Origin of the sequence: Streptomyces sp. NPDC092952 (assembly GCF_044754785.1) — a bacterium.
Lineage (GTDB): Bacteria > Actinomycetota > Actinomycetes > Streptomycetales > Streptomycetaceae > Streptomyces.
The window spans coordinates 118,589-143,262 of sequence record NZ_JBIVPT010000014.1; the positions used below are offsets into that span (position 1 = coordinate 118,589).

General features: G+C 73.4%; 23 protein-coding genes and 1 pseudogene. 19 read left to right on the plus strand and 5 right to left on the minus strand.

Going from position 1 to position 24,674, the window contains the following annotated elements; all coding sequences use genetic code 11:
• Positions 1-177 precede the first annotated feature (177 nt).
• The 3 genes from ACIQGQ_RS27875 to ACIQGQ_RS27885 are packed head-to-tail and all read left to right on the plus strand — an operon-like array spanning position 178 to position 4,432.
• Positions 178-1,260, plus strand: coding sequence for a zinc-dependent alcohol dehydrogenase family protein (locus tag ACIQGQ_RS27875; RefSeq protein WP_402400476.1), 1,083 nt, complete (start codon positions 178-180; stop codon positions 1,258-1,260).
• A complete protein-coding gene (locus ACIQGQ_RS27880; RefSeq protein ID WP_402400479.1) occupies positions 1,257-2,030 on the plus strand; it encodes an HAD family hydrolase in 774 nt (257 codons plus the stop codon). Before ACIQGQ_RS27875 ends, ACIQGQ_RS27880 begins: the two co-directional genes overlap by 4 nt.
• The gene (locus tag ACIQGQ_RS27885) at positions 2,027-4,432 is read left to right on the plus strand and encodes a glycoside hydrolase family 65 protein (protein WP_402400481.1); all 2,406 of its coding nucleotides are present in this window, start codon (positions 2,027-2,029) and stop codon (positions 4,430-4,432) included. The genes ACIQGQ_RS27880 and ACIQGQ_RS27885 overlap by 4 nt, the downstream gene beginning before the upstream one ends.
• A 113-nt stretch (positions 4,433-4,545) precedes the next feature.
• On the opposite strand, the gene ACIQGQ_RS27890 is transcribed toward ACIQGQ_RS27885, so the two are convergent.
• Positions 4,546-5,142 carry a CBS domain-containing protein gene (locus ACIQGQ_RS27890; RefSeq protein ID WP_402400484.1) on the minus strand — a complete coding sequence of 199 codons (597 nt, stop codon included), beginning with the start codon at positions 5,140-5,142 and terminating at the stop codon, positions 4,546-4,548.
• Positions 5,143-5,385: 243 nt separating this feature from the next.
• Between ACIQGQ_RS27890 and ACIQGQ_RS27895 the strand changes: the two genes are divergently transcribed.
• Positions 5,386-6,246: a universal stress protein gene (locus ACIQGQ_RS27895; protein WP_402400486.1), complete on the plus strand. Its 861-nt coding sequence runs from the start codon at positions 5,386-5,388 to the stop codon at positions 6,244-6,246.
• A 575-nt stretch (positions 6,247-6,821) separates the two neighbouring features.
• Here the strand turns inward: ACIQGQ_RS27895 and ACIQGQ_RS27900 are convergent.
• A complete protein-coding gene (locus ACIQGQ_RS27900; protein WP_402400491.1) occupies positions 6,822-7,787 on the minus strand; it encodes a pirin family protein in 966 nt (321 codons plus the stop codon).
• Between the two features lie 175 nt (positions 7,788-7,962).
• On the opposite strand from ACIQGQ_RS27900, the gene ACIQGQ_RS27905 reads away from it, so the two are divergent.
• Positions 7,963-8,307, plus strand: coding sequence for a tetratricopeptide repeat protein (locus tag ACIQGQ_RS27905; protein WP_402400493.1), 345 nt, complete (start codon positions 7,963-7,965; stop codon positions 8,305-8,307).
• A gap of 120 nt (positions 8,308-8,427) precedes the next feature.
• A pseudogene (locus ACIQGQ_RS27910) lies at positions 8,428-8,535 on the plus strand (VOC family protein); the annotation flags it as partial.
• 63 nt (positions 8,536-8,598) lie between these two features.
• Here ACIQGQ_RS27910 and ACIQGQ_RS27915 read toward each other — a convergent pair.
• Together ACIQGQ_RS27915 and ACIQGQ_RS27920 are read right to left on the minus strand one after the other, a co-directional pair.
• Positions 8,599-9,360, minus strand: coding sequence for a CbtA family protein (locus tag ACIQGQ_RS27915; protein WP_402400496.1), 762 nt, complete (start codon positions 9,358-9,360; stop codon positions 8,599-8,601).
• Positions 9,361-9,387: 27 nt separating this feature from the next.
• Entirely contained in the window at positions 9,388-9,603 is a 216-nt protein-coding gene (locus ACIQGQ_RS27920) for a CbtB-domain containing protein (protein ID WP_352280270.1), read from the minus strand.
• A gap of 270 nt (positions 9,604-9,873) precedes the next feature.
• On the opposite strand from ACIQGQ_RS27920, the gene ACIQGQ_RS27925 reads away from it, so the two are divergent.
• The 8 genes from ACIQGQ_RS27925 (at position 9,874) to ACIQGQ_RS27960 (ending at position 18,297) form a co-directional block, all read left to right on the plus strand.
• Complete coding sequence (locus tag ACIQGQ_RS27925) at positions 9,874-10,473, plus strand: histidine phosphatase family protein (RefSeq protein WP_402400500.1); 600 nt, start codon at positions 9,874-9,876, stop codon at positions 10,471-10,473.
• 190 nt (positions 10,474-10,663) lie between these two features.
• Positions 10,664-11,548, plus strand: coding sequence for a family 16 glycosylhydrolase (locus ACIQGQ_RS27930; protein ID WP_402400503.1), 885 nt, complete (start codon positions 10,664-10,666; stop codon positions 11,546-11,548).
• Positions 11,549-11,668: 120 nt separating this feature from the next.
• The gene (locus ACIQGQ_RS27935) at positions 11,669-12,736 is read left to right on the plus strand and encodes a GDSL-type esterase/lipase family protein (RefSeq protein ID WP_402400506.1); all 1,068 of its coding nucleotides are present in this window, start codon (positions 11,669-11,671) and stop codon (positions 12,734-12,736) included.
• A gap of 73 nt (positions 12,737-12,809) precedes the next feature.
• A complete protein-coding gene (locus tag ACIQGQ_RS27940) occupies positions 12,810-14,117 on the plus strand; it encodes an MFS transporter (protein WP_402400509.1) in 1,308 nt (435 codons plus the stop codon).
• Complete coding sequence (locus ACIQGQ_RS27945; protein ID WP_402400512.1) at positions 14,104-15,321, plus strand: acyltransferase family protein; 1,218 nt, start codon at positions 14,104-14,106, stop codon at positions 15,319-15,321. Before ACIQGQ_RS27940 ends, ACIQGQ_RS27945 begins: the two co-directional genes overlap by 14 nt.
• Positions 15,318-16,328 (plus strand): LLM class F420-dependent oxidoreductase, encoded by a 1,011-nt coding sequence (locus ACIQGQ_RS27950; protein ID WP_402400515.1) that lies wholly within the window; start codon positions 15,318-15,320, stop codon positions 16,326-16,328. Before ACIQGQ_RS27945 ends, ACIQGQ_RS27950 begins: the two co-directional genes overlap by 4 nt.
• Entirely contained in the window at positions 16,325-17,077 is a 753-nt protein-coding gene (locus ACIQGQ_RS27955; RefSeq protein ID WP_402400518.1) for an alpha/beta fold hydrolase, read from the plus strand. Before ACIQGQ_RS27950 ends, ACIQGQ_RS27955 begins: the two co-directional genes overlap by 4 nt.
• A gap of 221 nt (positions 17,078-17,298) precedes the next feature.
• The gene (locus tag ACIQGQ_RS27960) at positions 17,299-18,297 is read left to right on the plus strand and encodes a helix-turn-helix transcriptional regulator (RefSeq protein WP_402400520.1); all 999 of its coding nucleotides are present in this window, start codon (positions 17,299-17,301) and stop codon (positions 18,295-18,297) included.
• On the opposite strand, the gene ACIQGQ_RS27965 is transcribed toward ACIQGQ_RS27960, so the two are convergent.
• The gene (locus ACIQGQ_RS27965) at positions 18,252-19,154 is read right to left on the minus strand and encodes an alpha/beta fold hydrolase (RefSeq protein ID WP_402400523.1); all 903 of its coding nucleotides are present in this window, start codon (positions 19,152-19,154) and stop codon (positions 18,252-18,254) included. The genes ACIQGQ_RS27960 and ACIQGQ_RS27965 overlap by 46 nt on opposite strands.
• Positions 19,155-19,341: 187 nt before the next feature.
• Between ACIQGQ_RS27965 and ACIQGQ_RS27970 the strand changes: the two genes are divergently transcribed.
• Genes ACIQGQ_RS27970 through ACIQGQ_RS27990 form a run of 5 tightly spaced genes read left to right on the plus strand, consistent with a single transcriptional unit; the run spans position 19,342 to position 24,637 of the window.
• Entirely contained in the window at positions 19,342-19,974 is a 633-nt protein-coding gene (locus tag ACIQGQ_RS27970; protein ID WP_402400525.1) for a hypothetical protein, read from the plus strand.
• A complete protein-coding gene (gene asnB, locus ACIQGQ_RS27975; protein ID WP_402400528.1) occupies positions 19,962-21,785 on the plus strand; it encodes an asparagine synthase (glutamine-hydrolyzing) in 1,824 nt (607 codons plus the stop codon). Before ACIQGQ_RS27970 ends, asnB begins: the two co-directional genes overlap by 13 nt.
• Positions 21,782-22,345 carry a flavin reductase family protein gene (locus ACIQGQ_RS27980; protein WP_402400531.1) on the plus strand — a complete coding sequence of 188 codons (564 nt, stop codon included), beginning with the start codon at positions 21,782-21,784 and terminating at the stop codon, positions 22,343-22,345. Before asnB ends, ACIQGQ_RS27980 begins: the two co-directional genes overlap by 4 nt.
• Complete coding sequence (locus ACIQGQ_RS27985) at positions 22,342-23,805, plus strand: 4-hydroxyphenylacetate 3-hydroxylase family protein (protein WP_402400533.1); 1,464 nt, start codon at positions 22,342-22,344, stop codon at positions 23,803-23,805. The genes ACIQGQ_RS27980 and ACIQGQ_RS27985 overlap by 4 nt, the downstream gene beginning before the upstream one ends.
• A 16-nt stretch (positions 23,806-23,821) precedes the next feature.
• Positions 23,822-24,637 (plus strand): class I SAM-dependent methyltransferase, encoded by an 816-nt coding sequence (locus ACIQGQ_RS27990; protein ID WP_402400536.1) that lies wholly within the window; start codon positions 23,822-23,824, stop codon positions 24,635-24,637.
• Positions 24,638-24,674 lie beyond the last annotated feature (37 nt).

The following is a 24,674-nucleotide window of genomic DNA, read 5'->3' on the forward strand; positions in this document are numbered from 1 at the left end:
CTTCGGCTGGCCGGGTACCGGCCCGCATCCACCTTCCACATCCACACGGCGGCGCAACACGGGCCCGAGGGGGTCGTTCCGGGGACCGGTCGGCCCATGTGCGGTGTCCGGGCCGGGCGCCAGCCTGACGTTGACACCTGCGGGGCGATCCCCGCTGACACCGGGAAGGCGGCTGTCATGAAGGCTCTCGTGTTCCAGGGAACGGGCCGCGTCCAGTGGCAGGACATGCCGGATCCGGGCATCAAGGACTCGGCCGACGCGATCGTCCGTGTCGAGGCCGTCACCATCTGCGGCACCGACCTGCACATCGTCAAAGGGGACGTGCCCGAGGTCGAACCCGGTCGCGTCCTCGGGCACGAGGCGGTGGGCACGGTGGTGGAGACCGGCCAGGACGTCCGGACCGTGGTGCCGGGCGAACGTGTCCTGATCTCCTGCGTCTCCCCCTGCGGACGCTGCCGCTTCTGCCGTGAGTCCCGCTACGGCCAGTGTCTGGGCGGCGGAGGATGGGTCCTCGGCCACACCATCGACGGAACGCAGGCCGAGTACGCCAGAGTGCCCTTCGCCGATCTGTCCGTCCACCCGCTCCCGAACGCCGTCGACAGCTTCGACGCCGTGCTGCTGGCCGACGTCTTCCCCACCTCCTACGAGGTCGGCGTCCTCAATGGCGCTGTCCGGCCCGGAGACACGGTCGTCGTGGTCGGCGCCGGTCCCATAGGACTCGCCGCGATCACCACGGCACGCCTCTACAGTCCGGGACGAATCGTGGCCGTCGACCTGGCGACGACCCGTCTCGAAGCGGCCCGGAGGCTGGGCGCGGACGCCACCGCCACCGCGGACGAGGAGCCCGAGCAGCTCGTGGCCGACCTCACCGACGGCCTGGGTGCCGATGTCGTCATGGAGGCGGTGGGAGTCCCGGAGACCTTCGAGATGTGTACACGGATGGCACGGCCCGGCGGCCGGATCGCCAATATCGGCGTCCACGGCAGGCCGGCGATCCTGCATCTCGAAGACCTGTGGATCAAGGACATCACCCTCACCACAGGTCTCGTGGACACGGTGTCCACCCCCGTCCTGCTGAGCATGATGGCGTCCGGCCGGCTTTCCACCGCGGAACTGGTAACCCACCGCTTCGAACTCGGGCAGATGGAGGAGGCGTACGACGTCTTCGGCCGCGCGGCGGAGACCGGCGCGGTCAAGGTCGCGCTCGGCAGCCCGCAGCACACGGTCGTCGAGGCCGCACAGCCGGTGGCGCGGGGATGAGCGGCCACCGTCCCGGCCGCCCGCCGCCCCGGGGCGTCGTCCTCGACACCGACGGCGTCCTGCTCGACTCCGCGGCCTTCCACGCGACTGCCTGGAAGGCCGCGTTCGACGCCTGCCTCGCCGAACGGGCATCCGGGGAAGAGAGCTGGAAGCCGTTCGACGCGGACGCCGACTACCGCCGGTTCGTGGACGGCAAGTCCCGCTACGACGGGGCCGAGGCATTTCTGGCCGCCCGTGGAATCCGGCTGTCCCCGGGGCCGCAGGACGCGTCCCCCGGCTGCGACACGGTCCGGGCCGTGGCGGCATGCAAGGAGCGGGAGTACCAGAACCTCCTGCGGGAGAAACCGGTCGCCGCCTTCGAGGACGCCGTGCAGGCACTGACCGCCCTGCGCTCCCTCGGTGTGCCGTGCGCCGCGGTGTCCGCGTCCCGGCACGCCCGGCCACTGCTCGCCGCGGCCGGACTCGACCGGCTCCTGACCGCCGTCGTCGACGGCGCCGACGCCACCAGGCTCGGTCTCCCGGGCAAGCCCGACCCCGCGCTGTTCCTGTGCGCCTCGGGTCTGCTCCGCATCCGGCCCGCGGACGGCGCGGTCGTCGAGGACGCGCTCGCCGGGGTCTCGGCGGGCCGCGACGGCCGTTTCGGGCTCGTCGTCGGCGTCGACCGAACCGCGGACCGGTCCCGCACCGCACCGCTGCGGGAACACGGGGCGGGCCTCGTCGTCGCCGATCTCGCGGAGCTGGTGGCGACCGTGTGGGGAGGGGTCCCATGACTCCGGCGGCCACCTGGCGGTACGACGCGTACGACCCGGCACGGGAGCGGTTGGTGGAGGCGCTCTGCACACTCGGGAACGGCCGGTTCGCCGTCCGGGGGTCCACGCCCGAATGCGCCGCCGACTCCGTCCACTACCCGGGCACCTACCTCGCCGGCTGCTACGACCGCCGTACGTCGTACATCGCCGGGGAACGGGTCGGGAACGAGGACCTCGTCAACCTGCCGAACTGGACGCTCCTGCGCTATCGCTGCCTCCCGGACGACCGGCCCCCCGGAGAACGGCTCGGCCCGGACTCCGACCGGCTGCGCCACTACGACGTACGGCTCGACCTGGACCGGGGCGTCCTCACCCGGCACCTCTTCTTCCAGGACGCCGAAGGGCGCGGCCTGCGCGTCAGCCATCTGCGGATCGTGCACATGGGGGACCCAGGGATCGCGGCCCAGCTCACCACGTTCCACGCGTACGGCTGGACCGGGACGGTCGAGGTCGAGTCGGTCCTGGACGGTGCCGTCGTCAACGCCGGGGTCGAGCGCTACCGGAACCTGGAAGGCCGCCATCTCACCGGCCACCGCAGTGGTTTCGAACCGGACGGCGTCGCCTTCCTGTCCTGCCGCACGAGCGATCCGGGTCACCTGCTCGCCATGGCCGTCCGGACAGTGACCAGCCCCCGACACGGCGGCCGGTCGGTGACCACACCGACCGGAACCGTACAGACGTACCGCCTGCCCCTCGGCCGGAGCCGGTCGGCGACGGTGGTGAAGACCATGGCCCTGCACACCTCGCTGGACCGCCCGTCCGGCTCCCCCCTCGTGGCGGCGGTGGAGGCGGCCGCGCGCGCCCCGGAGCTCCCCGCCCTGCTGGCCACCCACCACGCCGCCTGGCAACGCCTCTGGGCGGAGGGGGAACTGCACGTCCCGGGCGAGGCGGGCCGCGTCCTGCGGCTGCACCTGTTCCACCTGCTCCAGACGGTCTCCCCGCACACGGCGGAGCTCGACGTGGGCGTCCCGGCGAGGGGCCTGCACGGAGAGGCGTACCGGGGCCACGTCTTCTGGGACGAGCTCTTCGTCCTTCCCTACCTCGACCTCCACTTTCCCGAAGTGGCCAGGGGGCTGCTCATGTACCGCCACCGTCGGCTCCCCGCCGCCCGGGAAGCGGCCCGACGCACCGGCCGGAAGGGCGCCATGTACCCCTGGCAGAGCGGGAGTTCCGGAGACGAGGAGACCCAGGAGCTCCACCTCAATCCGCGTTCGGGCCGGTGGCTTCCCGACCGTTCCCGGCTCCAGCGCCACGTCGGCTCGGCCGTCGCGTACAACGTCTGGAAGTATGCGCAGGCCACCGGGGACCGCGGGTTCCTGCATGCCGAAGGTGCCGAGATCCTTCTGGAGATCGCCCGCTACTGGGCCTCCTCGGCGGAGTTCGACCCGTCGCTGGGCCGGTACCGCATCCGCGGGGTGGTGGGCCCCGACGAGTACCACGACGCCTATCCGGGGGCGACGGAGCCCGGCATCGACGACAACGCCTACACGAACGTGACGGCCGCGTGGGTCCTCGCCCGCGGCCTCGACCTGCTGGACGAACTGCCCGCCGCCCGGCGGGACGAACTGCGCGAACGGCTCGCGCTCGACGACACGGCCCTCGCCCACTGGGCCGAGGTGTCACACCGCCTCCACGTGCCGTTCCACCGAGGCGTCGTGAGCCAGTTCGAGGGATACGGGGAACTGGCGGAGCTCGACTGGGCGGCCTACCGGGCCCGCTACGGGGACATCCGCCGACTCGACCGCATCCTGGAGGCCGAGGGCGACACCGTCAACCGCTACCAGGCGTCGAAGCAGGCCGACACCCTCATGCTCGGCTACCTCTTCCGGGCGGAGGAGCTGTCCGGGCTGTTCGCCCGGCTCGGATACCGGATGGACGACGAGACCTGGCGCGACACCGTCCACCACCACCTGGGGCGTACCAGCCACGGTTCGACCCTCAGCAGTCTGGTCCACGGCTGGGTGCTGGCCCGTCTGAAGGGCCCCGACGCCTGGCGGTACTGCGAGGAGGCGCTGATGGCCGACGTGGCCGACGTACAGGGCGGGACGACCGGCGAAGGCATCCATCTGGGAGCCATGGCCGGCACGGTCGACCTGGTCGAACGCGGGATCACCGGCCTGGAGGCGGGACCGGACGGGCTGCACGTGGCCCCGGTGCCGTTGCGGGAGTTCCCCCGGTTCGCCTTCACGCTCTGCTGCGGCGGGCACCGCGGGGTCCGACTGCGGATGCTGCCGGGCCGACTGGGGATACGGGTGCCCCCCGCACCGCTGGGCCCGCTCGGCGTCACCCTGCCCGCACGGCGCCGGTGCACCGTGGCACCGGGTGAGGAACGGTGGTTCCGGCTGCGGGGCGGCACCTCGTGAACGTGAACCACGGCGCTCCGCAGGACGTCCCGAATGGCCGGGCAGCCGACCGGTGGGCACGGATCGCGGGATCCACACGCGGGTGGTCACCCGGAAGGTTCGCGGGCCCTCCGTCACGCGGGGCGTGTCCCGTCCGGATCCGTACCGGCGGACATGCGGTCCACGACGGCCACGACCCCCTCCACGCGTTCGGTGAGCCGCACGAGCATGACGGCCTGGTCCGGTCGCCGGACCTGCCCGACGAGAGTGACCACACCGTCCAGCACATGCACGTCCACCGCCTCGTCGGGAAGGTCCGGGACCTCACCGACGACGTCGTCCCGGACCCGGGCCCGGATCTCCGCGTCCGGGCGGAGAAAGACGCGGAGCAGATCGCGGCGGGTCACGATGCCCACCAGCCGTTCCTCCTCGTCGACCACGGGAAGGCGCTCCACCCCGCGCCGCACCATGAGCCGGGCCGCGTCCGCCACCGGCTCCTCGGCGTGCACCGTGACGGCCGGCGCGCTCATCAGCTCCCCGGCGGTGAGCGCCCGGCGGGACAGCAGATCGCTCTCGGAGACGACCCCGACGACGCGGTCGTCCTCGTCCATGACCGGCAGCCCGGTGACATCGTGCTCGGCCAGGAGTTTCGCCACCTCCCTGAACGACGTCTCCGGCAGGGCGGAGACCACGTCATCGGTCATCAGCCGACCGACCTTCATGCGCCTCATCGCAGGCCTCCCGTCCACACCCCCGCCACACCACCGTCGCTCGCGCTCCCGTGCCCGGGCGAGGGGCCGACCGGCCCCCACAGGGCCCGGTCGACCTCGCCCCGCCCCTGCCGCGCATAGGACCTTCGGTCCCATCCGTACCCCCAGTGGCACTCCGGCTGCGAGGAGGCGGACCACGACGCTGGAAGCAGCCCCGCACCCCTGGTGGGGGTACCGGTACGAGACCCGAGAGGGGAGCACACCATGAGCGCAGCCGGACAACGCGAAGGCCTCGTCGTCGGAATCGATCCCGTACGCGACGGGCGTCTCGCCCTGGCCTGGGCGGCGGACGAGGCCCACCGGCGACGGCTGGCCCTCCGTCTCGTCGTCGCCGTGCCGCCCCTGCGGGAAGCGCAGCTCGTCGACGACACCCCGCGGCATCGGGCGCAGAAACACGCGGGGAACGAGGCGCTGCGGACCGCGGCCGACTGGGCGCGAGCCCGGCACGCGGATGTGAGGATCACATCCGATCTCCTTGACGGCGCCCCGGCAACCGTCGTGTCCGACCTGTCGCGGCAGGCCGCCATGGTCGTGCTCGGCTCGCGCCGCCTCAGCCGCACCGAGGAGTTCCTGAGCGCCGGTTCCCTGGTCGTTCCGGTCACCGCGCAGGCGCGGTGCCCCGTCGTCGTCGTGGGGGAAGCGGAACACAGCACTCAGGATCCGCCGTACCTGGTCGTCGGGGTCGACGGCAGCGAGGCGTCCCGTTCCGCCCTGGCCCTCGCCTTCGAGGAGGCGGACCTCAGGCGCTGCGAACTGCGGGCCGTCGCGGTCTGGCAGCCTCCCGTGTTCTTCCGGCACGCGGACGGTACGTCGCTCCACGCGGAACGCCGCCTGCTGGCGGAGACCACGGCGGGCCGGTCGGAGCGGTATCCCGACATCCGGATCACCCACGAGGTGCTCATCGGGTCGCCCGTCGAACTGCTCGCGGAGGCCTCCGAGCACGCTCTGGCCGTAGTGGTCGGGCGCCGGGGCCGGGGCGGCTACATGGGGATGCGGCTCGGATCCGTCGTCCACGGACTGCTGCACCGGGCCCACTGCCCCGTGATCACGGTTCCGGGCCCCTGACGAGTTGGTGCGTGATAGCGGGTGAGGCGTCGTGTCCAGCCGGTGGAATGATCTGTCTGCGGCGATCACGGCCCATCGGACAGTTGTGCGGCGCATCGGCTGTTCACGGGAATCTCTCGACGACATCTCGCTTGTCTGGTAAAGGAGTTGGCTGCACCGTGGCAGGCCGGACAAATGCCCCCAAAGGAACCTGCGGAAGCGATAGCCAGGATCGACGGCTTGACCATTGCGGGAAGCACACAACCAGCTCTGCGCACAAATTCGCTGCTCCAAGCCGCGCGGCCGCAGAGCGCGCAACTGGCACACCTGAGCCCCCGACACCGTCCGTCCATCGACACGCCGCGCTCCCTGCCGACCCGGGCGCCTCGACCGGCAAGAAGGTGACATCTCGTCAGAAGAGTCAGCATTGGGTCAGCATCAGAACTGGCACAGGCGGTCGCACATGAGCAGATCCTGGATGGCCATGGGCTCACAGATCCGACACGCAGCCTGCGCCGGTCCTGAGCGCGACACCGGACATCGACCCCTCCCATCCCCCTGTCGGCCCGCTACGCCCCCAAGAGTGAAAGAGCAGATCAGCGCACTCGACCCCGCGGCTTCAGAGGGGTCGCGGGCAGCTCCGGGGCGGGCAGCGGAGGGCCGTCGTACCCGTGGACGGTGCCGAACCGGTCCCCCGTCGCCCAGTCCGCGCGAGCCTGCGCGATCTCCTCCTGGGACCGCCCGATGAAGTTCCACCACATGATCAGTTCCTCCTCGAACGGCTCGCCACCCAGGAGCATGAGGCCCGCATCACTGTCCGCGCGCAGCGGGAGTTCGGTGCGGCCGCAGCCGAGGTAGAGCATCGAGCCGGGCAGGACGGGCACCCCGTCGACCTCGGCCCGGCCGGACATGGAGAGCACGGCGTACTCGAAATCCGGTTCGAGCGGCAGCCGGGCCTGCGCTCCGGCGGCCAGGGCGAGGTCGGCGCCGATGAGGGGGGTGTACGTGGTGCCGGGCGAGGCGGTGCCGTCGAGTTCGCCGAGGATCAGGGTGGCGGTGAGGCCGGGGGCCGAGACGGTCGGCAGGTCGGTGTGGTGCTGGAAATGGGGCTCGACCTGCCGGTGGGCGTCGGGAAGCGCCACCCAGAGCTGGGCGCCGTGCAGAAACCTCGCATGGGCTCGGGGGCTCTCCTCGGAGTGGCTGATGGCCCGGCCGGAGGTCATCAGCCCGAGTTCGCGCGGGCGGATCGTACGGAGGCTGCCGAGGCTGTCCCGGTGCAGGACCTCGCCCTCGTGCAGCCAGCTGACCGTCTGGAGCCCCATGTGCGGGTGGGGCGGCACCTGCATCCCCGGTTCGTCCGCGATGTCGTCGGGGCCGTAGTGGTCGACGAAGGCCCAGGCACCGACCATCCGGCGGCCGAGGTTGGGCAGCAGCCTGCGGACCTCGGTGGACTCGCCCAGCCGCACATGGCGCGGGGTGAGGAGTTCGCGTACGGGCTCGGCGACGACGAAGCCGCGCCCGCCGCAGACGGCGGGAACGGCCTGGCGATCGAGATTGCTCATGGCGCTCAACCTATTCCCGCGCGGCGCCGGGGTGCCGGTACCCACGCCGAAGATTTGGTGGAATATTCAACCACTGCATGGGGTTGGAGCGTGCGGAAGGACCGGGCGGCAGCCGGGTCGGCGGCAGGACCGGGCCGGGGCGTCCCCGGTGGCGGTCCACGACGGAGGAGACCAAGTGAGCGAGACGTACTTCGAGTTCGGCACTCCCGCCGACCGCTGGGACCGGGCCGGGATGTTCTTCGAGGCGAAGGAGTACCTGACGGCGGCCCGGATCCTGGAGGGGCTGGTCGAGGAGGCCCCGGAGCTGGTGGCGCCGCGGCTGCTGCTGGCCCGGTCGTACTACCACTCGGCGCGGCTCGGCAAGGCCGAGACCGAGCTGCGGACGGTGCTGGACCGCGACCCGGTGGAGCACTACGCGCGGCTGATGCTCGGGCGCACCCTGGAGCGCCAGGGCCGGAGCGCGGAGGCGGCGGGCCACCTGCGGATGGCGGCGGCGCTCGCCGGGGACTTCGACGGCTGAACGGGGAAGAGCGAGCAGACGGAGAGGAGCGGGAGGAACCGGGGGAACGGGCGAGGCCCCGCGGGGGAGAACCGGCGCTTCGCCGGCCGCCCCGGTGCGGGGCCTGCCCGGGGGCGGGCAACCGCGCCTGGCCGGATCACCCGCCTCTTCGGTGGACGCCGTGCCCGCTTCGGCGCCCCGTACGGCCGCGGCATGGAGATCATGTCGCGGCCGTACGCGCGGCCGTAGCGGTCCGCGCGTACGGGACCGGCCCGCGCCGGCTCCCCGGCCGCGCCGGGGAGCCGGTTCCGGTCAGCCCGCGGTGACCGCGGTGCGGTCCGCCCCGGGGGCGACGGCCGCTCCCGGCACCAGCAGCCGTTCGGTGAGGTGGCCGAAGACCAGGCCGAAGGCCGCCCAGAGCGTGGCCTGCACGGCGAGGGTGCTCAGCCGGAACTCCCACAGCAGGGCGGCCGGGAAGTCCTTGCCGACCTCGTTGTACGAGGGCAGGAAGACGTACGAGACCCCGATGACCACGACATAGGCGAGGGACGCCACGACCGTGGCGTTCCAGTTGCCCAGGCGGGGAGCGAGCCGCTTGCCGAGGATCACCGCGGCGACGGCCAGCAGCACGCTGAGCGCGACCATCAGGAAGAAGAGCGCGGTGCGCTTCCCGATGGTGTCGGGGTTGCCGACGGCCGGCGGGTTGGCCGGGTACTTCAGGAACGGTACGACGTACACGGCCAGCAGTGCCGCGCCCGCGATCAGGGCGGCCGTGGCACGCGGCCCGAACCGGCCGATCCTGCCTAGGGCGTAGCAGAAGACGAGCGCGGCGATGCCGCCGATCGCCACGCCGAAGACGAGCACGCCGGTGGCGAGCCCGGCGGTGGACTGCACGGTGCGGCTGACGAGTTCCTCGCCGCCGTCGTGGGAGTGGCTGTGCGCCTCTTCGAGGGCGATGGCCGCGTCGACGCGCGACTCACCGAGGAAGTAGGCGACGAGCAGGGCGAGTACGCCCGCGGCGAGGCCGGCCAGCATGCCGCGGACGAGCAGGGCTCTGACGGATATGGAGTTCATGGGAGTTCCCCTGGATCGTGCGGTGGGTCAGTGGCAGGGGAAACCGAGGAGGTGGCGGCCGTCGTGGACCCACTCGTGGACGCCTTCGCCGGAGATGACCGCGGTGGCGCCCTGCTCGGCGCCGACGAAGTAGAGCAGGACGAGCATGAGGATGCCGAAGAAGACCGCCCAGGGGGCGATGGCCTTCAGCGAGATGGGGGTGATCGCCGGTGCGGCGGTGGCGGGGGCAGCAGTCTGTGCCATGGCAGAACCTCCTGGGGAACACGCGTCCCGATCGTGGTGCCTGAGACGTGGGTACTGGGTCTGACTTCCCGCACACGTACGGGTTCACAGTGGCGCGACCGTGCCGGATTCCCACCGGACTTCCAGATGCACCCACGTCATGTCCGCCGCGACCATACCGCTCGGGAGGACCCGCCGCCATGGCCCCGACAACAGCTCGGACACCCCGGTGCGAGGGTGGACCCCTCGGGCGGGCACGGAGCCCGGCCATCCCTAGGAGTTGACCGGATCATGACGGTACGCGTGATGTTGATCTCACCGGCGCTGAACGCCGCGCTGCGCGAGGCCCGCTTCGACGGGGACGCGCCCCTGGACGCCGCCGGGGTCCGCCGGGCCCGGGTCGCGGCCCCGGATGTACCGGACGCCGGACGGCGGCTGCGCGGACCGTCCGTGCGGTGCGCCGGGACCGCCGAGGCGCTGGGGCTGCGCGCGGTGCCCGAACCGGCCGTACGCGGCTGGGACATGGGCCGGTGGAGCGGGCTCCGGCTGGACGAGGTGGGCGCGGCCGAGCCCGCGGCGGTATCGGCCTGGCTGGCCGATCCCTCGGCGGCTCCGCACGGCGGCGAGTCCCTGCTGGAGCTGTGCTCCCGGACCCGGCGCTGGCTGGATTCGCTCGGCTCCGGCTCCGACGGACGCGCCGGGGAGGACCGGGTGCTGGCCGTCGTCGAGCCCTCGGTGGTGCGGGCGGCGGTCGTCGCGGCGCTGGCCCTGCCGCCGGAGTCCTTCTGGCGGCTCGACGTCGCCCCGCTGACCCTGACCGCGCTCTCCGGGCGGTCCGGCCGGTGGAACCTGCGGTGCGGGCAGCCCCTTTCCCCCGCGCCGGCCGACTAATCCCGTCCGGCCCGTCCCGTCCCTCGTCCGTGTGCAAGAACTGCGGTCCGTACCAGCTTCTTGACACGGTATTGCTTCACTTCTTAAATCACGTACAGCACCACGACCTCTCCCTGCTCCCCCACACACGCGGCCCGTCATACGTATGACCGAGTTCCGGCCGCTCCATTTCGCACGGGAAGGACCCCCCATGACTCCTCCGTACCGCCCGCGGCGTCTGCTGACGTCCGCGCTCTGCGCGCTCTCCGCCCTCGCCCTCGTACCGGCCCTGTCGGGACCGGCGGCCGGAACCCCGCCCCCCGGGCCGCGCGCGGCCGCCGCGGCGGGTTTCACCGACGACTTCGACGGTCCCGCGGGCTCCGCCGTGGACGGCGCCAAGTGGCAGACCGAGACCGGCGACAACGTCAACAACCACGAGCGGCAGTACTACACGGCCGGGAACAGCAACGCGGCGCTCGACGGCCAGGGCCACCTGGTCATCACCGCCCGCCGCGAGAACCCGAACAACTACCAGTGCTGGTACGGCGCGTGCCAGTACACCTCGGCCCGGCTGAACACCTCGGGCAGGTTCAGCCAGACGTACGGGCACTTCGAGACCCGGATGAAGATCCCGCGCGGCCAGGGCATGTGGCCGGCCTTCTGGATGCTCGGCGACGACATCGGCCAGGTCGGCTGGCCGAACTCGGGCGAGATCGACGTGATGGAGAACGTGGGCTTCGAACCCTCCACCGTCCACGGCACCCTGCACGGCCCGGGGTACTCCGGCGCGAACGGCATCGGCGCCCCGTACAGCCTCCCCGGCGGCCAGGCGTTCGCCGACGACTTCCACACCTTCGCCGTCGACTGGGCACCGGACTCGGTGAGCTGGTCGGTGGACGGGAACGTCTACCAGCGCCGCACCCCGGCCGATCTGAACGGGAACACCTGGGTGTTCAACAAGCCCTTCTTCCTGATCCTGAACCTCGCGGTCGGCGGCGACTGGCCCGGCGACCCCGACGGCAACACCGCCTTCCCGCAGCAGCTCGTCGTCGACTACGTGCACGTCACCACCAGCGGCGTCCGGCCGCCCGCCTGACGCGCCCCGGCCCCTGACCCGTCTCCCCTGCCGGTGACTCCTGGTCACAGCATCCGCAACGACTGGTTGCCGATGACCGGTCCGCCGAGGATGGCCACCGACACGGGGAGGTGGCGGGAGATGACCGCGGAACACGTGGTGGCCTGGGACGATCCCGTACTGCGGTTCCGCGGTGCGGTGTCCCTGCAGTACGGGCCGGGCTGGGTGGCGCCCTGGCGGGTGCCCCACCAGGAGGCCGCGCTGCATCTGCCGGAGGGCGGGATCGGGCGGGCCGCGATGCCCGCCGGGGTCCGGGTCGCGCTCAGGACCGACAGCCGGACGATCGGCTGCCGGTACCGGGCCGACCCGGCGCCCCGGCTCAACGGCCCGCAGGAGGTGGCCCGGCTGGACGTGGTGGTCGACGGCCGGATCATCGAGACCGTGGAGCTGCGGTCCGACGGCGAGGACGCCGGGTTCACGGTGGCGGGGCTGCCGGGGCGGACGGCCACCGTCGAGCTCTGGCTCCCGGTGTACCACCAGTTCCGGCTCCGGGCGCTGCTCGTCGACGAGGGGTCGACGGTCGCGTACGACGGGAGCGAGCGCCCCCGCTGGGTGCATTACGGGAGCTCCGTCTCGCAGGGACGGGGGGCCCGTTCGCCCGCCCGTGCCTGGCCCGCGCTGGTGGCCGGGCGGGCCGGGCTGGATCTGACCTCCCTCGCGCTCGGGGCCGCCTGCTGCCTCCAGCCGATGTCGGCCCGGCTCATGCGCGACCTGCCCGCCGAACTGCTCACCGCCTGCGTCGGCATCAACGTCCAGGCCCTGGGGAGCCACAGCCCGGCCGCGTTCACCTCGGCCCTGGTGGGCTTCGTCGCCACGGTCCGCGAGCGCCATCCCACGACCCCGTTCGCCCTGATGTCGACGATCGTGGCACCGGACCGGGAGACGGTCCCCGGGCCTTCCGGGCTGACCGTGGTGGAGTGCCGCGCCCGGGTCCGCGAGGCCGTCGGACTGCTGCGCCGCCACGGCGACCGGAACCTCCACTACATCGACGGGCTCGATGTCTTCGGCCCGCGCGAGGCCGGGGCCGGGCTGCTGCTGGAACCCGAGGGGCTGGACCGGCTGCACCCGGGGCCGGCCGGGCATCCGGTCCTCGCCGAACGGTTCCTGGCCGCGCTGCGCCGCAGCCTGTGTGTGCCAGTACCAGCATGATTCGGGATCTGGTTGCCCGGTGCCCGCGGCGCGACGATCACCTCGTCAGACGCCGTCCGGCGAGAGGAATGCCGTGCCCGAGTCCACCCCGCCCGTCGCCGACCAGGCGCCACCCGCCCCGTCGCCACCCGCCCGGGTGCCGTGGGCCACGTACACGGGTGTGTATCTGCTGCTGTTCCTGATCGGCACCGAGACCTTCCTGGTCTCACCGCTGCTGCCCACCATCGCGGGGTCGGTCGGGGTGTCGGTGGCCGCCGCGGCGAGCACGGTCACCGCGTACACCCTGGTGTACGCCCTGACCGCGCCGTTCCTCGGGGCGGTCTCCGACCGCTTCGGGCGGCGGCCGACCGTGCTGGCGGGGACGGTGCTGTTCCTGCTGGGCAACGCGCTCGCCGCGGTGGCCGGGAACCTCACCGTGCTGATCGCCGCCCGGGTCCTCGGGGCCCTCGGCGCGGCGCTGGCCGGCCCGTCGATCTGGGCGCACATCGCGGAGACCGCCCCGGCCCCGGTCCGTGGCAGGGCCGTCGGGCTCGGCATGGCGCTGTTCTCCGCCGGCCAGGTGCTGGGCGTCCCGGCCGGCAGTTTCCTGGCCGGATGGGGCGGCTGGCGGGCGTCGTTCTGGGCGCTCACCGTGCTGACCGCGGCGTCGGCGCCGCTGCTGCTCCTCCAGGTCAAGGCCCGCCCGGCGCAGGAGGCCGTGGCGCCGCTCCGGTTCACCTCGGTGTTCTCCGTCTGGCGGGACGGGGTGCTGCGGCACATCCTGATCGTCGTCTTCCTGCTCCAGGCCGCCAACCTCGGGGCGTACACCTTCCTCGGTTCGGCGCTCCACGACCGGTTCGGGCTCTCCGTCGACGAGCTGGGGCTGCTCGGCATCCTGGTCGGGGCCGGGAGCGCGCTGGGTTCGCTGGCCGCGGGCCGGATCGGGGACCGGGCGCGGGAGCGGGGCACCGGCGACGCCCGGTGGATCCCGGTGTGGTGCCTGCTGCTGGGCGGTGGTGCCGTGCTGGCGGCGCTCGGCGCGAACTCGCTGGTGGCGTACGCGGCTGTGCTGGTGTGGTTCTTCGCGAGCGGGGCGTTCGGCACGCTCGTCCAGACCCTGCTGGTGTCGTCCCGTCCGGAGCTGGGGGCGACGTCGAGCTCCTGGAACAGCGCGACGCTGTACGCGGGTACGGCGGTCGGGGTCGCGGTGGCGGGCACCTTCGCGCACGCGGACACCGGCACCGCGGTCGTCGGCGGCGGCCTCGCGGTGCTGGCCGGGCTGACCGCGCTTCCGCTGGTGGCCCGGGTCCGCCCGGCGGCCGGCGAGGCCCCGGAGGAGCCGGGCCCGGACGGCGCCGCCGGCGAGGGACGCGAGGAGGCGGTGGCGGATGAGCGTGCCTGACACCGGGCGCGAGCGCACCCGGTCGCTCGACGGGCTGCGCGCGGTGGCCGCGCTGCTGGTGATCGCCCTGCACGTGGGCATCTACACCGGCCAGGTCGCCTCCAGCTGGCTGGGCATCGGGGAGGCCGGGCCGCTCGGGCCGGTCGTCTCCCGCTTCACCGTGGGGGTGCCGATCTTCTTCGTCCTGTCCGGGCTGCTGCTGTACCGCCCGTTCGCCGACGCGGCCCGCGACGGCGCCCCTCCCCCCGCCACCGGCCGCTACCTCCGGCACCGGGCGGTACGCATCCTGCCCGCCTACTGGCTGGTGGCGCTGGTGGCGCTGGTCTGGTTCGGCCGGGACACCCTCATCGCCCCCTGGCCCGCGCTGCGGACCTTCCTGCTGCTGCACATCTACGGCTCCGACCCGATCCCGGCCGGTCTGCCGCAGACCTGGAGCCTGGCGACCGAGGTGGCCTTCTACGCCGTGCTGCCGCTGCTGGCCGCCGTGCTCCACCCGCAACTGCGGCGGGGCCGGGCCGGGTTGGTGCTGGGCGTGCTCGGCGCGGTCGAGGCGGTGACCCTGCTGTCGGTGGTGCTCACCCATGTGCCGTCGGCCGGTGCCTACCCCCCGGCCCAGTTGTGGCTGCCCGAGTACGCCGGGTACTTCGCGGCGGGCATGGCGCTCGCCGTCGTCGCCTCCCGGGCCACCGGACCGCTCGCCCCGGCCCGCCGGCCGTGGTGGTGCTGGGGCGTGGCGCTGGCCGCGTACGTCCTGGTGTCGACACCGCTCACCGGGTCGACGCTGCGCTACCCGGGCGTCGGGGAGGCGCTGTCGGAGCACGTGCTGTACCTGGTGATCGCGGTGGCGCTGGTGGCGCCGCTGGCGCTGGGGCCCGCCCGGCCTGGGCGGAAGACACCGGCCGGTCTGCTGTCCCGTCCGGTGCCCGCCTGGCTGGGGCGGATCTCGTACGGGCTGTTCCTGTGGCACATGGTGGTGGTCGAGGGATGGCTCCGGGTGACCGGCGAGCGGGCCGGCACCGCGGACTTCCTGGTGCTGTTCCCCGTCACCGTGGTGCTCTCCACCGGCTGTGCCGCCCTCAGCCACTACCTGGTGGAACGGCCGCTCAGGCGGCTGCGCGGCCGGGAACCGGCCGTGCCCGGCCGTACCCGGTCCGCCCCGCCGCAGTCCGAGATCCGTGACGAGCAGGAGTACGTACGTCCATGACCACTGTCCGCTGGGGCGTCAATCTGCCCCTGCCCGCCCAGGCCCTGGCCGCTCAGCGCCGTACCGTCGAGGCCCTTCCCGACCTCGGGTTCACCGATGTGTGGACCGGGGAGGGTGGCGGCATCGACGCCTTCACCCCGCTCGCCGCCGCGGCGGCATGGCAGCCCCGGCTGCGCCTGGGCACCGGGGTGGTGCCGGTCTTCACCCGGGGCCCCGGCATCCTCGCGCAGACCGCGGCCACCCTCGCCCGGTTCACCGAGACGGAAGTGCTGCTGGGGGTCGGCGCCTCCGTACCGGCGCACACCACCGCGCTCAACGGCGGTACCCACGACCGGCCGCTCACCCGGGTCCGGGACACCGTCCGGTTCCTGCGGCGGGCGCTGCGCGGGGAGCCGGTGGGCGACGCGTACGAGACGCTGTCGGCGCCCGGTTTCAGCCTCGGATTCACCCCGCCCGTGCCGCCGAAGGTGCTGGTCGGAGCGTTGCGGCCCCGGATGCTCGGGGTGGCGTACGGGGACGGCGACGGGGCGGTGGTCAACCTGCTCACGGCCGACGACGTGCCGAAGGTGATCGCCGCGGGCCGGGCCGCGGGAGGGGTCGACGGGGTGGACGGCCGGCCGCTGCCGGAGCGGGAGACCGTAGTGAAGCTCTTCGTCTGCCCGACGCGCGACGTGGCGTACGCCCGGAGCGCGGGGCGCGGCTTCCTCGGCTGGATCCTCAACCAGAAGCCGTACCACGCCTTCCACGAGTGGCTGGGCCGCGGCGAGCTGCTGAAGGAGTCGTACGAGGCGTATGTGGCGGGCGACCGCCGCGGGGCCGCGGCCGCGCTCCCCGACGCGCTGGTGGACGCGTTGTGGCTGCACGGCGAACCGGCCGCGCTGCGCGAGCGGATCGCCGCGTTCCTGCACCCCGGGGTGACGACACTGCTGCTCTATGTCGCGCCGACGCCGGAGCTGTACGCGCGCCCGGACGGGCTGGCCGGTCTCCTCGCGGAGCTGCGGGGATGAGCGGCGGGGTGCCCGTGCTGCGGATCGCGCCGGCGCCCGGGGGCGAGCGGCCGGTGCTGCTGCATCTGCACGGGGGCGGATACCGGTCCGGCTCCCCGGAGCTGAGCCGTCCGCTCGCCACCCGGCTGGCCCGGCTGACCGGTTGCGAGGTGGTGGTGCCCGCCTACCGGCTGGCGCCCGCGCATCCGTTCCCGGCCGCGGTGGAGGACGGGCTCGCGGTCTACGCGGCCCTGCTGCGCGGTGGCACCGGTGCCGAACGGATCGCGGTGGTGGGCGAGTCGGCCGGCGGCGGGCTGGCGCTGGCCGTTCTCCTGGCGGCGCGGCGGGCGGGGCTGCCGATGCCCGCCGCGGTGGCCGGGCTGTCGCCGTGGCTGGATCTCACGCTGGAGTCGCCCGCGTTCGAGCGGTGCGCGGCCACCGATCCGGTGCTCGACCGGGCCTCGCTGCGCCGCTCCGCCTCGCTCTATCTGGCGGGGGCGGATCCCCGTACCCCGGAGGCCTCGCCGCTGTTCGCCGACGCGGCGGCGCTGGCCGCGCTGCCGCCGGTGCTGTTCCAGGCGAGCCGAGCGGAGGTGCTGGCGGACGACGCCGAGCGGTTCGGTGCCCGGGTGGTGGCGGCGGGCGGGGAGTGCCGGGTGGAGATGTGGGAGGGGACGACGCACTGCTGGCAGCTGGCCGTGGACCGGCTGCCCGAGGCGGAGGAGGCCGTCCGTTCTGTTGCGGAATTCTTAACGCAGCATCTCGCCTGACGGACAACTGGCGGGAAACCGGACGGTGGTGGAGCCGGCGCGGTTAGGCTGGATCCCGGTGCCGCGGATTCACGGAGAATCGTTCGCGGAGAATCGGGGGGCGGAATGCAGCCGTGCAGCGGGATTTCCGGGGCGGACGGGCGGGGCGGGCGATGTAGCGGCGCGCCGACGCGTCTCCATCGCCCTTCCAGCCACCCCGCAGATCCGGAGGAGATTCTTCCATGAATGCACCGGTCCGTTCGTCCGCCGATTCCGTGGAGCGCGCGGCGCGTCACGGCGAGGAGACCGGTGAGAATCACCGGTTCGCCAATTCCAAGGAGCTGGGTGCTTTTCTCCGCGCCCACCGCGAGCGGCGTTCGCCGGGCCAGGTCGGTCTGCCCGACACCGGCCGCCGCCGTACCCCGGGCCTGCGGCGCGAGGAGGTCGCCGCGCTCTCCGGGGTCGGTCTCGCCTGGTACACCTGGCTGGAGCAGGGGCGGGTGATCCCGTCCCGGAAGGTGCTGGAGGCGGTGGCCCGGACGCTCGGGCTGGACGCGGTGTCCCACCGGCACGTGCTGGCGCTGTCGGGTCTGCTGCCGCCCGCGCCCGACGGGGCGGGCCATGGCGAGGTGGCCGCCCGGGTGCAGGGGTTGCTGGACACCTGGGAGAACAGTCCGGCGGTGCTGCTGGACTCCCGTTTCGACATCACCGCGTGGAACGACGCGTACGCCGCGGTGTGGTCCGATCCGGCGGCGATCCCGGCCGGGCGGCGCAATCTGATGTGGTGCGTGGCCGGCAGCCCCGCGTTCCGTTCGACGCTGCTGGAGTGGGAGCCGGTCGCCCGCGCGGTGCTGGCCCATTTCCGGGGGCAGACCGCGCGGCTCGCCGGGACGGACCGGCGTACGCGGGAGATCTACGCGACGCTGCGCGCGGACTTCCCCGAGCTGTCCGAGTGGTGGGAGTGCCAGGGGGTCGGCGATCTGACGGCCCGGCGGGTCTCGGTGCTGCTGCCCCGGCACGGCGGACTCGACCTGCAGTTCTCGGCGTTCCGGCCGGTCGACGACCCGGAGGCGCTGATCGTGGTGCAGGCCCCGGTCGGCCCCGCCGACCGTGAGCTGGTGTCCCGGCTGGTGCGCGAGCACCGCGATCCGGGCGCGGAGGTCGTCAGGATCGGGCGGGAGCGGGTCGCCCCCGGTCATCCGGCGGCGGCCCCGGCGAAGAAGGAGCGCAGCTCCGCGTAGGTCTCGTCGGGCGCTTCCTCCGGGAGGAAGTGCCCGCAGTCCAGCGCCCGGCCCCGGGCCTCGCGCGCCCAGGCCCGCCACACCGCGAGCACGTCGTGGTGGCGTTCGGTGTGCGAGCGGCTGCCCCACAGGGCGAGCACCGGGGCCTGGATGCGCCGTCCGGCCCGCCGGTCGGCCCGGTCCTGGTCCAGGTCGTCACCGAACATCGCCCGGTAGTCCTCGCACATCGCGTGGATGACGGCGGGGTCCGCGGCCGCGGCCCGGTAGGCGGCGAGCGCCTCGGGGGCGAACAGCCCGGCGTGCGCGCCGAAGAGGAGGGTCTCGGGGTCGGCGGCGACCAACCGCTCGGGCACGGGGTACGGCTGGGCCAGGAGGAACCAGCGCCACAGCTGCCGGGCGGCCGGCGCGTCCACCGCGTCCAGGGCGTCGGCGGTCGGCACGATGTCGAGGACGGCCAGCCGGTCGACCCGCTCCGGGTGGTCCAGGGCGAGCCGGTAGGCGCAGCGGCCGCCCCGGTCGTGGCCCGCCACCCCGAAGCGGTCGAAGCCCAGCTCCGCCATGGCCCGTACCAGGTCGGCGGCCATGGCCCGCTTGCTGAACGGGGACGGGGACGGCGTTGTCCGCCGCGCGTGCTCCGGTCCCGCGGTCCGCCGGCTGGCCCCGTACCCGCGCAGATCGGCCGCGACGACGGTGAACTCCGTGGCCAGGCGCGGGGCGACGGCGTGCCACATCGCCTGGGTCTGGGGAAAGCCGTGCAGCAGGAGCAGCGGCGGTCCTTCACCGGCGCGGCGTACGTGCACGGGGCCGTTGTCGGCCCCGGTGACGGTCAGTGATTCAAATCCCTCGAACAGCGCCATCGCGCCAGGCTATTCGAATCGCGCACCCCGGGTAATTCATTGCGGATGCTGTTATTGACAGTCACAGGATGGCCGGTGCACCGTCTGCATTATTGCCATTGACCGGTTCGAACTCGCATTCCTATCCTGCTCGGGAATTGCTCATTCAATTTCCGAATCATGTGTTCTCCGGTCGAAAGAGCTGCGCATGAAGCAGAAGTACTCCACCGATATGACCCCGTCCGAGCGTGCCGCACTGTGGCGGCAGCGCCTGTTCGAGGCAGAGGCAGGGCTGACCCGGTATCTCACCGAGACCCGCGGCGGCCAGGACATCGACGATTGGATCGTGGTCCGCTCGGAGATCTTCGCCGATCTCCCGGGAACCGGCACCGGGGCGGGTGCCGACGCCTGGCAGCGGGTCTTCTTCCGCGCCCAGGCCCTGATGGAACGGTTCCTGGTCTCCCGGTACGGGCACGGCGAGCTGGCCGCCTGGGCCCGGGCCGGTGCCGAGGTGCACCGTTATGTGGAGCCCGGTCAGGGCCGTGGCGCGCTGGACCCGGTGCTGCGGGTGGCCCGCCAGGCCGAGTTGTACGGATCGCGCTACCGCGTCACCGAGGACGGTGCGGAGCGGGCCGAGCTGGAGATCTCGCACTGCGCGATCTGGGACTACCGCGAGCTGGCGCGCGCCCGCGGTGTGCGGCTGACGCTCGCCTCGCCCTGCGAATACTGCGTGCACGCCATCGGCGCCAATATCGCCGCCAAGGGCTTCACCGCGCGGCACGAACTCACCGAGGGCCCCGACGGTCCCGGATGCGTCTGGGAGGCGACATGTGCGGCATAGCCGGGTGGGCCGATCTGGACCGCGATCTGCGGACCGAGGCCCGCACCGTGCGGGCGATGACCGACACGATGGTGGCGCGCGGCCCCGACGCGGGCGACATCTGGCTCTCCGAACGCGCCGCGCTCGGCCACCGCCGGCTCGCCGTCATCGATGTCGCGGGCGGCACCCAGCCGATGGAGGCCCGGGACGACGGGGGCCGGGTGCTGGCCGCGATCACGTACAGCGGCGAGGTCTACAACTTCCGGGAGCTGCGTGCCGAACTGACGGCGCTGGGGCACCGTTTCCGTACCGCGTCGGACACCGAGGTGGTGCTGCGGGCCCACCTCCAATGGGGCGACGCCGCGGTGCCCCGGCTGAACGGGATGTTCGCGTACGCCCTGTGGGACGCGGCCCGGCAGGAGCTGCTGCTGGTCCGCGACCGGCTGGGGGTGAAGCCGCTGTACTGGACGGCCGGCGAACGCCATCTGCTGTTCGGTTCGGAGCCGAAGGCGGTGCTGGCCAATCCGCTCTTCACCGCCGAGACGGATGCCGAGGGGCTCGCCGAGCTGTTCGCGGTGGCGTCCGCGCCGACGCCGGGCCACACCGTGTTCCGGGGGCTGCGCACCGTACGCCCCGGACACACCGTGCGGTTCGGCCCCGAGGGGGTGCGGGAGCGGGCGTACTGGCGGCCGGAGACCCGGCCGCACACGGACGGCCCGGAGGCCACCGCGGCCCGGGTGCGGGAGCTGCTGACCGACACGGTGCGGCGGCAGCTGGTCAGCGACGTACCGCTGGGGCTGCTGCTCTCCGGCGGGCTCGACTCCTCCACCCTGACCGCGCTGGCGGCGGCCGGCGGCGGCGACGAGAAGGTGGCGACGTTCTCGGTGGACTTCCCGCCCGACGAGCGGCCCGAGCGGCTCGGCGACTGGAACCGGGACAGCGACACCCCGTACATCCAGGAGCTGTCCGCCCGGCTCGCCACGGCGCACACCACGGTGACCGTGCCGGGCGGCGATCTGCTGGCGCACCGCTCCATCGGGCTGCGGGCCCGCGACCGGCCCGGCTGGGGCGAGCCGGACGTGTCGCTGTACCTGCTGTTCAAGGGCGTCCGGCGCCATGTCACCGTGGCGCTCTCCGGCGAGGTGGCCGACGAGGTGTTCGGCGGTTACCCGTACTTCCACCACGACCGGCCGCTGGACACCTTTCCCTGGCTGACCGGTGGTTCCTCCCCGGCGGACCTGCTGCGGCCGGAGGCCGCCGCGTGGATACGGCCCCGGGAGTACGCCGCCGACCGGCTGGCCCAGGCGCTGGCCGAAGTGCCTCATCTGCCGGGCGAGTCGGGGACCGAACGGCGGGCCCGGCAGATCTCCTGGCTGGCGCTGACCCGCTGGCTGCCCGCCCTGCTGGACCGCAAGGACCGGATGAGCATGGCGGCCAGCCTGGAGGTGCGGGTGCCGTTCGCGGACCACCGGCTCGTCGAGTACGTGTGGAACGTGCCGTGGGCGTTGAAGAACGCCGGCGGGGTGCCCAAGGCGCTGCTGCGCCGGGCGGTCGGCGACCTGCTGCCGCCGAGCGTGCTGAACCGGCCCAAGAGCGGCTACCCGGCCAGCTCGGCCCCCGGCTACGGACGTACGCTCCGGGCCCTGGCCGAGGAGCTGGTGGAACGGGACGGTCCGGTCTTCGAGCTGGTGGACCGGGGCGCGGTGAAGCGGCACCTGGCGGCGGGCACGCCCCTGCCCGGTCCGCGTGCGGCGCCCCACCCGACCGGCGGGCTGGACCATCTGCTGGCCGTGGACCGCTGGCTGGACACGTACCGGGTGAGGGTGCGGTGAGCCGCGTCGCCGGCCTCGGCGGGCCGACGACGGCGGAGTACCTCGCCGCCGCCCGGACCTTCCCCACCGGGGTGACCGTGGTGGCCACCCGCTACCGGGACGGCACCCCCGCCAAGACCGTCTCCGCCTTCTCCTCCCTCTCCCTGGACCCGCTGCTGATCGCCGTGGCGATCGGCCGGAACAGCCCCCTGGTGTGGGCGGCGCGCGCCTCCGGCGTGCTGTCGGTGAACGTGCTCCGCCACGACCAGGGGGAGGTCGCCGACTACTACGCGGCGGCCGAGCACCGGCGCGCCCAGCCGCCGCCGGTCGGCCTCGGCCGGAAGGGCACCGGGGCGCCGGTCCTCGACGACTGCCTGAGCTGGTTCGACTGCCGGCTCGTCACCGTCGCGCCGGGCGGCGACCACGCCCTGCTCATCGGCCAGGTCGTCGGCGTCCGGGCCGGCAGCGGTGCGCCGCTGGTGCACCACGCCGGCCGCTACCACCGCCTCGACCCCGCACCGCCCCACAGCCGGGAGCCACTCGAACCCGCTCTTCCGCACCAGCAAGGGATCGCACCATGACCTCCTCTCTCACCTCGGCCGTCGAACCGCTCGGCGCGCTCGACGGCGCACGCTTCCGGGCCGGTCTCGACGACGGGCGCAGCGTGTGGCTGGACGGCGAAGAGATCAAGAACGTGGCCGAGCACCCGGCGTTCGCCGAGCCGGTCGCCGAGCTGTCCCGGCTGCTCGACCTCCAGCACGATCCGGCCCACCGGGACCTGCTCACCGTCGAGGACCCCGCCACCGGTCTGCGGATCGGCCGGGGCTACCACCCGCCGCGCACCGCCGAGGAGTTGCGGGCGGCCCGGGACAGCGCCGAGGTGTGGATGCGGGAGTCGTGGGGCCAGCACGGCCGCTCCCCCGCCTTCATGGCCTCGATCGCGGTCGGCCTGCTGGACTTCCGGCACCGGCTGGAGACCAACCGCCCCGGCTTCGGCGCGAACGCGGCGGCGTACCACCGGTTCGCGGCCTCGCGGGACCTGCTGCTGACGCACGCGCTGGGCGATCCGCAGATCGACCGCTCGGCCAGTCCGGTCGACCATCCGGACCACGCGCTGCGGGTGCTGCGCGAGGACGGTGCCGGGATCGTGGTCCGGGGTGCCAAGCAGCTCACCACGCTCGCCCCGTTCGCGCACGAGGTGCTGGTCTACCTCTCGGCCTCGTTCGCCCAGCGGGGCTCCGAGGAGTTCGTGGTGTGGTTCTCGCTGCCGCTGAACGCGCCGGGGCTGCGCATCCTGTGCCGGGAGCCGTTCGGCGGTGAACCGCACGGGCACGCCCACCCGTTCGCCCGCCGGTACGACGAGCAGGACGCGATGCTGTTCTTCGACGACGTGACCGTGCCGTGGGACCGGGTGTTCCTGCTCGGGGACGGGGCGCTGGCCCGGGAGGGGCTCGGCCGGATCAACGCCTGGAGCCAGTACATCGGCCAGATCCGCTACCGCGAGCGGCTGCGCACCCTGCTCGGGGTCGGCTCGCTGCTCGCCGAGTCCATCGGGGTGGACGGCTTCCGCAACATCCAGGAGGACCTGGGGGAACTCGCCGGATACGCCCAGCTCCTGGACCACTTCCTCGACGCCGGGGAGGCCACCGCCCACCGCACCGACAGCGGGCTGCTGGCACCCGGGCCGACCCCGGCGGCGGCGGTGTGGGCGGCGCAGGTGGCCGGGCGGGCGGTGTCGATCGTCCGGGGCATCGGCCAGTCGGGAATCCTCATGCAGCCCACCGAGAACGATCTGGCCTCGGCCGAGCTGCGCCCCCTGCTGGACCGCTACATGCGCGGCAAGGACATCGGTGCCGCGCACAAGTCCCGGCTGTTCCGGCTCGCCTGGGACCTCACGGCCGACAGCTTCGGCCAGCGGCAGGACCTGTACGAGTACGTGCACCGGGGCGACCTGGCGCGCAACCGCATCAACCTCTACCGCAACCACGACCTGTCGGCGGTCCGCGAGCGCATCGCGGCACTCATCGACGCCCCGCTGTGAAGGGACCGTACCGGCCATGACCGACGACATACTCGAACGCGCCCGCACCCTGTCCGGCTACGACGGGGTGAGCCGCATCCGGCAGGCGCAGGACCACGACTGGGTCCTCTCGCTCGTGCCACGGGCCCCGCGCACCCTGCTCGACCTGGGCTGCGGAACGGGCGCACTGCTGGGGGCGGCGCTGGACCGCTGGCCGGACACGGTGCGGGCGGTGGGCGTCGACGGCTCCGCGCACCGGGTGCGGGAGGCCGGGGCGCGGCTGGCCGGGCGGGCCGAGCTGCTGACCGGGGACCTGCTGAGCCTGCCCGCCCTGGACGACCGGTTCGACGTGGCGTTCATGACCTCGGTGCTGCACTGGCTGCATCCGGACGAGGAGCGGGCGTTCGCCTGGATCGCCACCCATCTGGCGCCCGGCGGGGCCTTCGTCCTGACCACCCATCATCCGGTCACGGACGGCGCCGGGTTCGGCGGCGAGGATGTCGTGGCCCGCGACGCGCTGCGGCTCCTGGACGCCCCGGCGCACCTCTCCGGGATCGTGCCGATGGGGGTGCGGGCCCGGCCCGTCGCCGGGGTGCGCGCCCTGCTGGAGCGGCACTTCACCGTCGAGGAGTCGTACGAGCGGACCGTCCCGGTGCGGGCCGAGGGGGCCGGGCAGTACCGGGACTTCCACGCCGCCACGTTCGGCACGTACTTCAGCCGGCTGCTCCCCGACGACCGGCAGACCGACTTCTTCGACGCGGTCGGCCGGGCGGCCGCGGCCCGGACCGCCGAGCACGGCGAGGTCTACCGGATCACGGTCCGCGCCTGGCGTGCGGTGCGCCGCCCGCGCTGACCCTTCTCCCCCCTCTCTTCTTCCACCACCTCTTTGA

What these genes read in the sequence shown, in the direction of transcription:
- ACIQGQ_RS27900 (WP_402400491.1), bottom strand. Translation starts at nt 7,787, where the DNA reads ATGAGCAATCTCGATCGCCAGGCCGTTCCCGCCGTCTGCGGCGGGCGC.
- ACIQGQ_RS27885 (WP_402400481.1), top strand. Translation starts at nt 2,027, where the DNA reads ATGACTCCGGCGGCCACCTGGCGGTACGACGCGTACGACCCGGCACGG.
- ACIQGQ_RS27920 (WP_352280270.1), bottom strand. Translation starts at nt 9,603, where the DNA reads ATGGCACAGACTGCTGCCCCCGCCACCGCCGCACCGGCGATCACCCCC.
- ACIQGQ_RS27945 (WP_402400512.1), top strand. Translation starts at nt 14,104, where the DNA reads ATGAGCGTGCCTGACACCGGGCGCGAGCGCACCCGGTCGCTCGACGGG.
- ACIQGQ_RS27890 (WP_402400484.1), bottom strand. Translation starts at nt 5,142, where the DNA reads ATGAGGCGCATGAAGGTCGGTCGGCTGATGACCGATGACGTGGTCTCC.
- ACIQGQ_RS27965 (WP_402400523.1), bottom strand. Translation starts at nt 19,154, where the DNA reads ATGGCGCTGTTCGAGGGATTTGAATCACTGACCGTCACCGGGGCCGAC.
- ACIQGQ_RS27880 (WP_402400479.1), top strand. Translation starts at nt 1,257, where the DNA reads ATGAGCGGCCACCGTCCCGGCCGCCCGCCGCCCCGGGGCGTCGTCCTC.
- ACIQGQ_RS27990 (WP_402400536.1), top strand. Translation starts at nt 23,822, where the DNA reads ATGACCGACGACATACTCGAACGCGCCCGCACCCTGTCCGGCTACGAC.
- ACIQGQ_RS27875 (WP_402400476.1), top strand. Translation starts at nt 178, where the DNA reads ATGAAGGCTCTCGTGTTCCAGGGAACGGGCCGCGTCCAGTGGCAGGAC.
- ACIQGQ_RS27895 (WP_402400486.1), top strand. Translation starts at nt 5,386, where the DNA reads ATGAGCGCAGCCGGACAACGCGAAGGCCTCGTCGTCGGAATCGATCCC.
- ACIQGQ_RS27925 (WP_402400500.1), top strand. Translation starts at nt 9,874, where the DNA reads ATGACGGTACGCGTGATGTTGATCTCACCGGCGCTGAACGCCGCGCTG.
- ACIQGQ_RS27935 (WP_402400506.1), top strand. Translation starts at nt 11,669, where the DNA reads ATGACCGCGGAACACGTGGTGGCCTGGGACGATCCCGTACTGCGGTTC.
- asnB (WP_402400528.1), top strand. Translation starts at nt 19,962, where the DNA reads ATGTGCGGCATAGCCGGGTGGGCCGATCTGGACCGCGATCTGCGGACC.
- ACIQGQ_RS27960 (WP_402400520.1), top strand. Translation starts at nt 17,299, where the DNA reads ATGAATGCACCGGTCCGTTCGTCCGCCGATTCCGTGGAGCGCGCGGCG.
- ACIQGQ_RS27930 (WP_402400503.1), top strand. Translation starts at nt 10,664, where the DNA reads ATGACTCCTCCGTACCGCCCGCGGCGTCTGCTGACGTCCGCGCTCTGC.
- ACIQGQ_RS27955 (WP_402400518.1), top strand. Translation starts at nt 16,325, where the DNA reads ATGAGCGGCGGGGTGCCCGTGCTGCGGATCGCGCCGGCGCCCGGGGGC.
- ACIQGQ_RS27915 (WP_402400496.1), bottom strand. Translation starts at nt 9,360, where the DNA reads ATGAACTCCATATCCGTCAGAGCCCTGCTCGTCCGCGGCATGCTGGCC.
- ACIQGQ_RS27970 (WP_402400525.1), top strand. Translation starts at nt 19,342, where the DNA reads ATGAAGCAGAAGTACTCCACCGATATGACCCCGTCCGAGCGTGCCGCA.
- ACIQGQ_RS27950 (WP_402400515.1), top strand. Translation starts at nt 15,318, where the DNA reads ATGACCACTGTCCGCTGGGGCGTCAATCTGCCCCTGCCCGCCCAGGCC.
- ACIQGQ_RS27985 (WP_402400533.1), top strand. Translation starts at nt 22,342, where the DNA reads ATGACCTCCTCTCTCACCTCGGCCGTCGAACCGCTCGGCGCGCTCGAC.